We start from the raw sequence: 12,253 nt of genomic DNA on the forward strand, positions 1-12,253 counted from the left end.
ATAAAGCTCCGGCGCAGTAAAAATAAAGCTCTGGGCTGCAACAGAATTGAAATTACATATCGGTTAAAAATATTGTTTAAAGTTAGCAAAGAAACGGCAGTTTGCCACTGCCAGCCCCGGGTAATTCGTCTAATACCGCAGGTTTTACCATGTCGAATCATTTCATTGTCAGGTGAACCGAACGATTCCGTTAGCGTAATCATTGCATGACAATTTTGTAACAAAGTGGGCACAGGCCAGGACCGGATAATGGAAAGCAAGACAATAAAGAAAAGGACAATCAGCGACAGTCGTTCTGTTCCCTATTTACGTGAAGCAAGACAAACACGGTTGCTAAAAACCCTGCTGATGCTGGCGGTGATCTACACCCTGTATCTTGCCAAATCGCTGCTCATTCCTTTGTTCTTTTCCGCATTTATTGCGCTGCTGCTCAGCCCGCTGGTCCGCATTGGCAGAAAATTCTATGTTCCGCCGTCCCTGTCCGCCTCGGTACTCATGGTATTGCTGGTCGCGCCTTTCACCTTTTTGGGGTTAGAACTGGCAGAACCTGCCGGGCGGTGGATGCACTCGCTGCCTAAGATTGCCGGTGAAGTGGTTACAGAAATGGAAGAATTAAGCGACAGCCTCACTATCCAGGAGCCCGCTCCGCCTGCCGAAAAAGAAGAGAAATCCTTTTTTGACTGGTTCGGTGATGATGAAGAAGTTAAGCCGGAACAACCGCAGGAAAACATCGTTACCGGCAAACTGAAGCAAAGCGGCATGGAAGTCGCTATCACCATAATGAGTACAGCTCCCCTGCTGCTGGCACAAATTTTTGGCTGTATGATCCTTATCTTTTTCCTGCTGGTGTATGGCCCTGCGTTATTTAATGTGTTCATCCGCGACTTTCCGGTCGTCACCAACAAGCGCCGTGCGCTGGTTCTGGTAAACCACATACAGCGGGAACTGTCTGCTTACATAATAACGGTGAGTATGATCAACGGTCTGCTCGGCGTCGCCACAGCTATAGCCCTCACCTACATAGGCGTTGAAGATGCGATTTTATGGGGGTCTCTGGTGGCGCTGCTGAATTTCGTCCCTTATCTTGGCGGTCTGGTAAGTTGCAGCATATTGCTGGTTGCCGGCGTGGTGCAGTTCGGACTGGTTGCATCAGCACTGTTACCGGCGTTTGCTTTTATGTGCATTAATGTTGTGGAGTCTCAGCTTGTCACGCCTACCGTACTGGGAAGAAGTATGCGGTTGAATCCGCTTATCATCATTCTGTGGCTGTCAGTGGCCGGCTGGCTGTGGGGCGTTGTGGGTGTATTGCTTGCTGTGCCTATTTTGATGAGTTTTAAAATTATCCTCGAAAATATTGGCAGTCTGCCCCACTGGGTCAAGCTGATTGAGTCGAAATAGCCAGCCGGTTCATCGCCGGCGGCGGGGCTTGCCAGATTTACGCTTGCCTTTATTATCCTGACCCAAAGCTCTCGCTCTGAGGGCCTTTTTCGATAACGCCCGCTGGCTGCCGGTGGCGTCTTCCTGTCCCGACGGATCAGGCTCAAAACCCGGCTCCCACTGTAATACTGCGCTGTCGCCGGTGAGCTTTTCAATCTCTTCAAGCAGATACTTTTCTTTGCCACAAAGCAGCGATACGGCGATACCAGCCTGACCGGCACGTCCCGTGCGACCAATACGATGAATGTAGTCTTCAGCGTTATAAGGTAACTCATAGTTAATGACATACTGCAAAGACTGAATATCCAGCCCCCGGGCTGCAACATCTGTAGCTACCAGCGCCCGCACCTGTCCGGCTTTGAATGCATCAAGTCCCCGTTCTCTCGCGCCCTGAGACTTATCACCATGTACACCGGCGGCACTGATCCCGTCTTTTTCCAGCTCAGTGACCAGTTCGTCCACCGCCTGCTTTGTACGGGTAAATATAAGCACCTGCTGCCAGTTTTTAGCACCAATCATGTAGGCTATCAGGCCGGCTTTACGCTTTTTATCCACTTCGTAAAAGCGTTGCTCCACTTTATCTGCCGTGGCGTTGCGCGGCGCAACTTCAATCAGTTCAGGCGCGGTCAGCAGCGAGTCTTTCAGTGCATACACTTCATCATTAAATGTGGCAGAAAAGAACAGGGTCTGACGCTGTTCAGGCAAGCGCTTTAATATCCGCTTAATATCAGTAATAAAACCCATATCCAGCATGCGGTCGGCCTCATCAAGCACAAAGGTCTGCAGCGTGCTCAAATCAATCAGTTCTTTGATAGCCAGTTCCAGCAAGCGTCCCGGCGTTGCCACCAGCACATCGCACCCCGCACTCAAAGCTTCTATTTGCGGATTAATACTGACGCCGCCATAAGCGACTACGGTATTGATCCCCAGGCCATCACTGTATTTCACAAAGCTCTGATAAACCTGCTGGGCCAGTTCACGGGTAGGCGTGAGCACCAGCACACGAAGCGCTTTTTCACAGGTCTCCTGCTCCAGTAAACGCTGGATAAGCGGCAACGCAAAAGCAGCCGTTTTTCCCGTACCGGTTTGTGCACCTGCCATCACGTCCCGTCCAGCCAGCACATGAGGGATAGCCGCCTGTTGCACGGGTGTGGGAGTGTGGTAGCCCAGTGCATCGAGCACAGATAAAAGAGACGGATGAAGATCTGAATCGGAAAAACGCATTAAAGATACCGCTGAGTATAAACAGGAACCGGACTATTCTAACCCGGTTCGGTTGATTAATGTGAACGGGAATGTGCCTGCAACTCCGCAGATGCCACGCTGACGTTGTATTTCGGACTAAGCAGTTCAGTGACAAATTCTGACGGCGAAACGGGATCAGCAATGATGTAACACTTGTGCTTTGCGCGGGTGAGTCCCACATACATCAGCCGCCTTTCTTCGGCGTGGGGATAAGTATCAGACGAGGGCAACAGTGCTTCGATAAGCGCATCTTCCCTGGCAGCGCCCGGAAATCCGTTCTTGCCCCCGGAAAATCCAATCAGAATACAATGATCTGTTTCCAGCCCCTTAGATTTATGAAAACTCCAGAAATGCACATTGTTGTTCAGGTTTTGTTTGCTCAGTGCGTGTTTTGCTTCATCCAGCAGAAAGTTATAGCGGGCAATCACAGCCACTGTACTTGCAGGTTCATTGCTGCGGATTTTGCTGACGACTTCCGCTACGCGCTCGACTACCCCGTTTTCATTACCCGGTTTATCATCCAGCAGAAAGATCTGCGGCGTATTCGTTTTGGTATGCGTGTCGATGGACTTCCTGAACTGCTCCGGATTTTCCATGATAAATTGACCGGCGGTGTCAGCGATGCTGTTATTGTAGCGAAACGTTTTTTGCAGTTTGGTTTCGGTATAACTGCCGGCTACTTCCCCGAAGCGTGTAGTCAGTGAAAGCTTGCCGCCGGAGAACCGGTAAACAGACTGCCAGTCATCTCCCACCACTGTAAGCGATGTTGCCACACCGTTTGCCTTTGCTTTATCTACCAACGCTGTTATCAGCGCCATCCTTGACGCAGAGATATCCTGAAATTCATCTACCAGAATGTATTTCCAGCGCGGGATAAACGTCCCTTTTTCAACTAACTCTGTCGCCCGGGTGATCAAATCATCAAAATCGATGCAATCCTGCCGCTTAAGTTCGTTCACGTAGTCTTTATGAAGCACACAGAGTAAACCTGCAATTTTCCCTGCCGGTTTTATACCCGCCTCCGTCAGCCGTTTGCTGACACCTGATCTGTTTAATCCCTCTACCCGCATCGCCTGCAAAGCTTTAGTAAGCAGTTCTGTCGCGGCAGTTATCAGCACCTGCCCGCTAAGTTGCGTCTCCCGACCTTCCTGCACAGAAAGCATAGTAATTAAAAGCTGTTCGCGGGCAGCGTCTTCTGCGGTGTACTCCTTTACCCATTGCGCTATCCACGTCTTTAATTCCACGCTGTTTTCAGCAAATACACTGATTTGTGTGGAACGCCCTGCCTCCTGCAAAATCTGCCGGCCAAGTGCATGAAACGTCCCAACTTGCGGTTCAGCATCCAGTTTAATAGCGTGTGTCTGCGCTTTATCCAGCAAACGCGCTTTCAGCTCCAGGGACGCAGAACGGTTATAGGCGAGCAACAGAATGTCCTGCGGCTTTGCAAGATCACGGTCAATCAGGTCCAGCGTTTTTGCCACCATGACCGAAGTTTTCCCTGTTCCGGCAGCCGCCAGTACCATGTTTCTGTCGTTGGAACGCAGCACCGCCAGACGCTGTTCAGTGGTTAAGGGGTTCGACTCAACCGTATCAAAAAATCCACAGCGGGCTTTCAATTGCAATTGCTCGTGATACGACCGCAACTTTGCCATATCGAAGGGATACAGACTCAGAATATCTTCCACCGCAGCAATAGCATCTGCCGAAAGCATGGTTTGCCAGTCAGCCTGATAATTACTGTAATCTCTGTACAGGGAATCAATAAGTGAACGCAGTGCTTCTTCCTGCGAGTCTTTAGGGTATTGCAGCTTTACGATGTCATTAAACTCAGTAAAGACAGCCTGCAAATAGGCCTTTAAATGCCTGCGGATGATTTTATTCGCTGCTGCCTGTAACGCCTCCACGTTTTCAGACTTAAGAAACCGGTAGCGGACTGTCGTCTTTGCACCTTCCAGTCGCAGTTCATCACCCAAAAACCGTTTCTTTAACTTAAATAACGTGCGGACTGAGGCCAACGGAAGATATTTGTCTTTTCTGCCGCGATGAGTAAAAACCAGTTGTTCGTTAGTGAGGGTGAGTGTAGGTTTACCAAATAATTTGCCGGCAAAATTAGGCCGGACAGCCATGTCTGACAACAACAACGTCCTTTCTTTTGTGCATCACTGTGCAGGAATGAAAACCGGTATTCTACACTATCTTCAGTTCTTGCTGTGCTGTTGCTAGAATGCGGGAAACACTTTTGCCGGACCATCCTGTGAACATACGCGTTATTCCTGTTACTCCCTTTGCACAAAATTGCTCCCTCATCTGGGATCCTGACACCATGAAAGGGGCACTTGTCGATCCCGGTGGCGATAGCAGCAAACTGTACGATGCGGTAACGCAAAATGGTGTAACCATAGAAAAAGTTATCCTCACCCACGGACACCTTGATCACGTAGGCGCGACGACTGAAGTGGCATCACATTACAATGTGCCGGTTATCGGCCCGCATACCGGCGATAAATTCTGGCTCGACGGCCTGCCAATGCAGAGCCAGATGTTTGGCTTTCCGCCTGCAACACCGTTTGCGCCGGACCAGTGGCTGAACGACAACGACACAATAAAAGTGGGCAACCTTACACTTGAGGTGCTGCACTGTCCCGGCCATACACCCGGTCATGTGGCACTGGTGGAAAGAACCACGAATACGGTCATAGTGGGCGATATCCTGTTCGCCGGTTCCATTGGCCGTACGGATTTTCCGCAGGGTAATCATCAGCAACTCATCGACAGTATCCGCAGCAAACTGTTTACTCTGCCTGATGAAATGAAAGTGTATCCCGGCCACGGCCCGACCAGCACCATCGGGCATGAGCGCAAAACGAATCCATTTGTGGCAGACAGTAAATTTGGTTGATGTGACCGTCCCGCCGGCAAAACACATTTAGCGCAAACCGCGCTGGTAAGCCGGCTTTCTGTATCTAATCCGGAGTCTTTATGAATAAAATATCAGCCAGCCGCCTATTAGTGGTTTTAGTATGTATCATCATCGCCGGTTGCAGCACGCTGGCTTCTCTTGCGTCTTACAGCGTAACCAGCGCGGACCTGCAACGGGAACTGGATAAACAGGTTACCAGCCTGCAGGAACAGGCTTCTATCGTCGGTATTCCCATTCTGTTGGAAGTCAACGACATGCAGGTAAATGTGGGGCCGGACAACCGTCAGACCATTCAGCTCATTGCTGATGCCACTGCCACGTTGTCGGTTCTGGGACTCACCTACCCCGCCAAAGTAAAGCTGGATGTCGAAGGTATGCCCTACTACGACTCAAGCAAAAAAGCGGTATTCATCCGCTCACTGGTGCTCAACGACACCACCGTGGATGCCATGGGCTATCGCGGCAATCTCGCGCCTGTAAGCAGTAAAGTGATGGGTTTGTTAAACCAGTTTTTAATGGATCAGCCGGTCTATGAAGTGAAGAACGTACCCTCCGGTTATGCGTGGCTGACAAACATGCCGCTGTCGATGACCGTTGAGTCCGGAAAGATTGTGTTCCGTCCGCAAAGCGCGGATTAACACGGGTGGCAGAATATTATCTGGTTGTATCCACTTTACTCATTGCCAGTGCCTTTAGTGCTTCTCAATGGGTAAAGTTTGGCCTGCCTTTTCTGCTGCTGTCAGCGCTCTGCTTCGTTACCCTGTCTCCCGTATTTCTGATTTTTGTTGCCTTATATATTTATGTCACCCGGAGCCTGAGTGCGCATCAGAATAAACAGGCTAACCCGTGGATAACCAGACTCTTTCAATTAATGTGGTTCGTGCTGAGTGCAGGACTCATCATCCATAAACTGCCCGGTTACCAGGGGCTTTTGATTGCAGAGAACATTGCCCTGAAAGCCGGCAGTTTACCCGCCAGCTTTTATTTGAATGTGGACAAAGCTTTGTTCAGCTGGTCAGCACTGTGCTTTGTTCCCCTTATTAAACGTAGCTTCCCTTCAAACCCCCGGGTTAGATGGTGGATGCCGGCTTTGTTAGTGCCATGTGGTATCAGTGCCGTTGTAATAGTTGCGGTAAATACAGGCATCGTCACCTGGCAAGTGGCAGTACCGGCATGGTTTCCGCTGCTCGCACTTTCTAACCTCATCAACACCTGTGTAGCAGAAGAGTTGTTATTCCGCGGCCTGTTATTTAAGTTTGTAACCAATAAACTGCCCGCCACGCTTTCATCAACCGCCCGTAATTTAATGGTACTGACTATAACCAGCGCAGTATTTGGTCTCGCCCATTTTGCAGGCGGCACCAGTTACATGATTGTCGCTACAGTGGCGGGTTTACTTTACGGTACCGTATATATGCTAACCGGACGGATTGTTTTTGCCGTACTAACGCACTGGTTGTTGAACGTGACGCATATGTTTTTGCTGACTTATCCTATGACGGATGTATGAATTGAAGAACAGAAAAATGAGAACTACAGTCCACCTTGTCACGTGCCTTTTCGTCGCTATTTCATTAAGCGGCTGCAGCGTATTTTCAAAACCAAACTCGATAGAAAAGATACTTTCTGAATCCGGTCCGGTTGCCAAAGCAAGTGACGGCAGATATCAAAATAGCTATCCGGGAGAAAAGGAATATCCGGTAACCTGTGAAGAAAACTGTTACCCCGATACACCACAATTGAAGTGTGACGAAGACAATAGCCTTTGCATCTTCATTGGTGAGAATCCGGAAAATGAAGAGGAGTATGGTTTCAATATAACCTGGCTTGGTCATGCCAGCTTTCTGGTTACACTGCCAGATTCCACAACGTTACTTTTCGACCCTGTTAGTGAACAATTTGACTGGCCCATAGACTGGCTGCATGCATTAAGCGGCGGCATGATCCGTCAGCCACCCGATTGGCCAGATACAGCTACATCAGGTATCGACGCAGTGCTGTACTCACATTTGCACTACGATCACTTTAACAAAGCGGACATTAAAAAACTTGGAAGTGAACCCACATATTTGGTACATCAGGATACCGCCAGTTACCTGCCAGAGAACGGACTATCCATCAAAGAAATGAGCTGGTTCAGTGATTACAAGACAGGAACAGCAACCATAAGTGCAGTTCCGGCACATCATTTCAACAGCCGCTTCTGGGTGCCTCTCATTTACGAAGATAACGAAAAAGCGCTGTGGGGAGGCTGGCTTGTAGAGCACCAAGGTAAAAAGCTATTCTTTGCAGGCGACACCGGATACTCATCCCACTTTAAAGACATAAAGCAACGATATGGCAGCATAGATGTTTGCTTGCTGCCCATTGCATCCTACTATCATCCGGAATATGCAAAATGGTACCGGTACGTTCATCTCACACCTGAAGACGCACTTGTTGCCGCTAAGGACCTTGGCTGCAAAGTGATGATTCCGTGGGGCTACGGAAATGCCAGCTGGCAAATGGGCGACCATTCTTCCCATTCTCCGCTAAAGCGTTTATTGAAAATGCATCAGGAGGTTAATGCAAAGCTGCCATTAGTGATCCTGAATGAAGGGGAGAGTGTGGCGCTGTGAATATCGCCTGCACTTAGTTCGCGTTGAGACCGTGGGATCGGGAAAGCAATATACGCTTCCAGTGACTTTCTCGTTTCAGGATGTCGTCATGACTTGCATGAGTATCAGCGATTTCCAGAATCGAATAGCGGAAAGCACTAGCAGATGTTTCCTCTTTATCTAACAACGCCTTAAGCAACACATTGCCGCCGTGGCCGGTTGCAGCGTAAGTAGCCCAGCGACTATAAATGCCACCCAGGCCTGTCGCACTGCCCACGTAAAGCTGTCCATTCTGAGTATCTGAAATCAAGTAAATACCTGCAACACTTTCCAGTGCACCGCGCCAGGTTGGAATGTTCTGGCGGATAATCATATCGAGTTCACTCTTTGAAATATCCACATTGTGATAGCCGGGAAAATCCGACAGTGAAAACTTCTCTTCTTTGAATTCCGCTATTTTCAGACGATCTGATAAAGATTCAGCGTAACGGTAACGGGCACGGTCCCGAAAAACAATATCGATGACTAATCTGCCTGCGTATTCAAGAACTCGTTCTTCCGGTTTGAGGTCGTAGAAATAGCCAACACCCTCCTCCTGATCCCGCATACCTTTCACATGATAAACGCCGGTAAATAAATACCGGTCTTCCGCCGCTAACGGGATCAAACCAATCACGTATGGCCGGTTAAAGTTTCTGCGAGTTTGATATTGCTGCCAAAGGTCAAACTCACCCGCCAGAAAAACATCCAGCGGATTCTCTGTTCCGTTGTGGGCGGCAAAGTGAATTTCTGTATCTTCGGGTGTAAGTTCAGGCATGCTGACTTTCAGGAAAGAGAATAAGTCCATTTAAAACCTCTTATGATTGCGACTTAGGGGATAACATGATTTGCTGAGTCCGCAGTATATACATCGAATGAAAACGATCCACTTATCTGCTTACCTCATGATATCGTGCTGGCGTATCCCAACTTCAATATTGACGGTTGTAGTCATAAGGAAATGAATCGTGAAGTATCAGAAACAACTAGATAAACTTTGCTCAGGTGCAATGAGCCGAGCCGATATCACCAAACTAAAAGCCAATGCAGAAGCCTTAGTCGCCAGGGGCGATAAAGATGCGTTGATCATCCTGGACAATATCAATTCCAGTAAACCTACCGATAGCCGGATACTCTTCATGGGTTTCTGCCCCGATGCTGATTTTAACCAGCGCCTTGACCTCAAGTGGAAACAAGAAGGGATCTGCCGGTTTGATTTTCTTATTAGCAAGCCACAAGTAGACAGATGGAATACGCTCTGTGCTGGCGATCTCGTTGTACTCAAGAAGCGGGAAAAAATTGGCAAAACCATGAAAATTTATGGTCACGGCCGTATCAAGAAAATTGCTCACGACAATGACGACATTCGCTATTTTGAAATGGCCTGGTCATCTCAAAATGAAGTCATTGAAGTCCCTCTTATGGGATGTAACTCAACGGTCGACATTAAGACGATGGAGACCGTTGAAGAGGAAATGCCTGTGTTATTTTGGCAATGGTTGAGTGTTTCTTAGTTTCTTTGCCGATAACTATCCGGTAAGAGCGATTATATAAAGAGTCCGCTTCAGACAAGTTGCGGACATTCAATGTCGCGCTTTGCGGATATTTTTCTGCGAAACGGGAAAATAGTCCGACAACAGCGCTTTGTCAGTTTCAATTGTCATCAACGCGCCCGCTGTCTGTATTTCTCACATTTGATTCATCAATAGAGTGAGACTCCGCCTTAGGGGCTGACTTTACTGAAGGGGAGGCGCAGAGCAAACTTGCCTTATCATGACCTACTGGCGCTGAGCTGGTTGAGCCAAGAAACTTTGCTGCATCAAGACCTGCTAGTACAGAGGCCTTGGAACCAAGCAAGCTCGAGGCATCAAGACCTGCTAGCACAGAGGCCTTGGAACCAAGCAAGCTCGAGGCATCAAGACCTGCTAGCACAGAGGCCTTGGAACCAAGCAAGCTCGAGGCATCAAGACCTGCTAGCGCGGATGCCTTAGAGCCAAGCAAGCTCGCGGCATCAAGACCTGCTAACGCTGAGACCCTTGTTCCCAGCAAGCTTGCCCTGTCAAGCCCAGACATCCCTGATATATCCGGACTTACGTAGTTACCTGATAACTTAGAGCTTTCTCTGAGTTCATGTATTTCGGCGTTGAGCTTCTCAAGATTCTCAGCCTTATTCTTATTTTGCTTTTTCTCTTTGCTTAATTCTGATGCTAACGCCTCTATCTTTGAAAGATGCTCTTCATGCTTTTTCTGAACTTCTGCATATTTAAGCTCCTGTAAGGCTATTTCAGCGGTTAGATCTTTCACAAACGTACCCATTTCATCTGCACTTCCAGCCATCCTATTAAAAATAGTTAGGAAGTATGCAATCAACTTATTATCAGAGAAATTGGGATATCTAATTTTATGGTCAATCTCACTCCACCCTTCTTCAAAGATAGTCCTAACTTGTACTTCAGAGAACACTTTTTTAAGAGTTGGCTGAGTCGATATTATGTAATGAATGGACCTATAGCCTGAATGGTGAGGCTCAACATCGCACCCGTTGTCACTGTAACTATCGACAACCCCTCCCTCGTCTCCCTCGCGAATATAGGCTTTTACATTCTCCACCGGCTCCCAGCAACCTAAAATGTAAGAATGTATATCAAGCCATTCATACTTAAAAAGGTGTAAAACTCGCACTCCAACCAAGTCAGTGACTATTTGAGAATAGTTCTGTGCGTTGATTTTCAGATACTTTTCGGAACCTAACGCTCGCTTTCGGATTATTTTTTCCAGCAAATGTTCAGGCTCCTTTACTCGCCATCTTACAGAGTGAACTTGTGGGCACTTTTGTAGAACTTTAGCCAAGAAATCAGCTGATTCATTAAGATGAGGAATATATTTAACGTAGTCAGTCGCAATAGATTTTAACTCCTCTACGCTTACCTCTGCTTTATTCCAGTCATCCTTTGAAATTCGATTCCTTTTCAGAAAAATCTCTAGATCGTCTATGTCTATTTCCATTATTGCCTCAAGTACCTTATTCGAGATTCGAACTCAAAAGAAACTAACGATTTAATAGTGCGCGATTTGCGCGTTTTATACCATCGCATCGCTCACTTTTATACTTTTTCTATTAATAGAAAACTAGCTATCATATTACTATATAAAGGAAAAATGGCGATCTGGATAAAGTGTTAAATAGTAAAAACGAGCGATTGAGTCGTTTTCCTGAATAAGGGAGCGGCGCAGCTTATTTGGATAAATAAGTGTCTTGATTATTATCATGACCGTTGCACGCTCCTCAATAAACCAATGTCCCCTTTACGCACAAAGGGGCTCACAAGTAGCCCCATACAGCCTAAACTTCAATAGATTCCGATATTTCCAAAGCGTCGTCTACCTCAATGCCCAAGTAGCGGACAGTGCTCTCTAACTTTTTATGGCCCATCAAGAGTTGTACAACCCGAAGGTTTTTAGTCTTCTTGTAAATCAGATAGGGCTTGGTTCTGCGCATTGAATGGGTGCTGTAAAGCGATGTATCTAGACCAAGTTTTTCAATCCGGCTTTATTTACCCAAGCCATGATCGACTCTCCGGTGTTTGGTGTTATTTCAAATTGGACAGGACTACCTGTTTTTTGTTGAACGACATGCGTGCGCCTCAGAACTGAACGTCCGCAAACAACATCTGAAACCTTGAGTTTAACGAGATCACAACTTCGTAGTTTGCTATCAAGCCCAAGGTTGAACAGTGCGAGATCACGAGTCCGCCCTTCAAGCTCTAAACGAATCCGGATACCCCATATATGTGATATCTGAAGAGGCTTTTTCTGACCGATAATACGGTTTTTATTCCAAGGTGTATGGGTTTTAATTGCCATGAGTTGTCTCCTATATAATAGGAGACTTAAGTATGGCAGTCTGATTGACAGGCGCACTCAGAGAAGAGGCGGACAGTCGTTTCTAGATGAGTGGTGCACCGTTAATGCTGAGAGCTGATGGGGCTAGCTCATTTATCAGGAATGTAAGTAC

10 protein-coding genes and 1 pseudogene are annotated in these 12,253 nt (G+C 47.6%); 6 read left to right on the forward strand and 5 right to left on the reverse strand.

Annotated elements, in window-relative coordinates; genetic code table 11:
• The first annotated feature begins 249 nt into the window (after window positions 1-249).
• On the forward strand, window positions 250-1,398 hold the full coding sequence (locus ACXAH4_RS13855) for an AI-2E family transporter (protein ID WP_474842803.1): 1,149 nt from the start codon (window positions 250-252) through the stop codon (window positions 1,396-1,398).
• A gap of 9 nt (window positions 1,399-1,407) precedes the next feature.
• On the opposite strand, the gene ACXAH4_RS13860 is transcribed toward ACXAH4_RS13855, so the two are convergent.
• Both ACXAH4_RS13860 and ACXAH4_RS13865 read right to left on the reverse strand, forming a co-directional pair.
• Entirely contained in the window at window positions 1,408-2,661 is a 1,254-nt protein-coding gene (locus ACXAH4_RS13860) for a DEAD/DEAH box helicase (protein ID WP_474842805.1), read from the reverse strand.
• A gap of 56 nt (window positions 2,662-2,717) precedes the next feature.
• Window positions 2,718-4,808, reverse strand: coding sequence for a UvrD-helicase domain-containing protein (locus tag ACXAH4_RS13865; protein ID WP_474882440.1), 2,091 nt, complete (start codon window positions 4,806-4,808; stop codon window positions 2,718-2,720).
• A gap of 128 nt (window positions 4,809-4,936) precedes the next feature.
• Between ACXAH4_RS13865 and ACXAH4_RS13870 the strand changes: the two genes are divergently transcribed.
• The 4 genes from ACXAH4_RS13870 to ACXAH4_RS13885 all read left to right on the forward strand — a co-directional run bounded on the left by ACXAH4_RS13870 (window position 4,937) and on the right by ACXAH4_RS13885 (window position 8,220).
• Window positions 4,937-5,581 carry an MBL fold metallo-hydrolase gene (locus ACXAH4_RS13870; RefSeq protein WP_474882298.1) on the forward strand — a complete coding sequence of 215 codons (645 nt, stop codon included), beginning with the start codon at window positions 4,937-4,939 and terminating at the stop codon, window positions 5,579-5,581.
• A gap of 80 nt (window positions 5,582-5,661) precedes the next feature.
• Complete coding sequence (locus ACXAH4_RS13875; RefSeq protein ID WP_474882300.1) at window positions 5,662-6,240, forward strand: YceB family lipoprotein; 579 nt, start codon at window positions 5,662-5,664, stop codon at window positions 6,238-6,240.
• A gap of 5 nt (window positions 6,241-6,245) precedes the next feature.
• Window positions 6,246-7,112, forward strand: coding sequence for a lysostaphin resistance A-like protein (locus tag ACXAH4_RS13880; RefSeq protein WP_474842811.1), 867 nt, complete (start codon window positions 6,246-6,248; stop codon window positions 7,110-7,112).
• A gap of 16 nt (window positions 7,113-7,128) precedes the next feature.
• On the forward strand, window positions 7,129-8,220 hold the full coding sequence (locus ACXAH4_RS13885) for an MBL fold metallo-hydrolase (protein WP_474842813.1): 1,092 nt from the start codon (window positions 7,129-7,131) through the stop codon (window positions 8,218-8,220).
• 13 nt (window positions 8,221-8,233) lie between these two features.
• On the opposite strand, the gene ACXAH4_RS13890 is transcribed toward ACXAH4_RS13885, so the two are convergent.
• The gene (locus ACXAH4_RS13890) at window positions 8,234-9,046 is read right to left on the reverse strand and encodes a GIY-YIG nuclease family protein (protein ID WP_474882302.1); all 813 of its coding nucleotides are present in this window, start codon (window positions 9,044-9,046) and stop codon (window positions 8,234-8,236) included.
• Between the two features lie 160 nt (window positions 9,047-9,206).
• Between ACXAH4_RS13890 and ACXAH4_RS13895 the strand changes: the two genes are divergently transcribed.
• A complete protein-coding gene (locus tag ACXAH4_RS13895) occupies window positions 9,207-9,752 on the forward strand; it encodes a hypothetical protein (RefSeq protein ID WP_474882304.1) in 546 nt (181 codons plus the stop codon).
• Window positions 9,753-9,891: 139 nt separating this feature from the next.
• On the opposite strand, the gene ACXAH4_RS13900 is transcribed toward ACXAH4_RS13895, so the two are convergent.
• Entirely contained in the window at window positions 9,892-11,244 is a 1,353-nt protein-coding gene (locus ACXAH4_RS13900; protein WP_474882306.1) for a RelA/SpoT domain-containing protein, read from the reverse strand.
• 337 nt (window positions 11,245-11,581) lie between these two features.
• Window positions 11,582-12,102: pseudogene (locus tag ACXAH4_RS13905) on the reverse strand (site-specific integrase).
• Window positions 12,103-12,253 lie beyond the last annotated feature (151 nt).

The organism is Alteromonas sp. ABV2_168, from assembly GCF_056161165.1.

What these genes read in the sequence shown, in the direction of transcription:
- ACXAH4_RS13860 (WP_474842805.1), bottom strand. Translation starts at nt 2,661, where the DNA reads ATGCGTTTTTCCGATTCAGATCTTCATCCGTCTCTTTTATCTGTGCTC.
- ACXAH4_RS13875 (WP_474882300.1), top strand. Translation starts at nt 5,662, where the DNA reads ATGAATAAAATATCAGCCAGCCGCCTATTAGTGGTTTTAGTATGTATC.
- ACXAH4_RS13900 (WP_474882306.1), bottom strand. Translation starts at nt 11,244, where the DNA reads ATGGAAATAGACATAGACGATCTAGAGATTTTTCTGAAAAGGAATCGA.
- ACXAH4_RS13885 (WP_474842813.1), top strand. Translation starts at nt 7,129, where the DNA reads ATGAGAACTACAGTCCACCTTGTCACGTGCCTTTTCGTCGCTATTTCA.
- ACXAH4_RS13855 (WP_474842803.1), top strand. Translation starts at nt 250, where the DNA reads ATGGAAAGCAAGACAATAAAGAAAAGGACAATCAGCGACAGTCGTTCT.
- ACXAH4_RS13890 (WP_474882302.1), bottom strand. Translation starts at nt 9,046, where the DNA reads ATGGACTTATTCTCTTTCCTGAAAGTCAGCATGCCTGAACTTACACCC.
- ACXAH4_RS13865 (WP_474882440.1), bottom strand. Translation starts at nt 4,808, where the DNA reads ATGGCTGTCCGGCCTAATTTTGCCGGCAAATTATTTGGTAAACCTACA.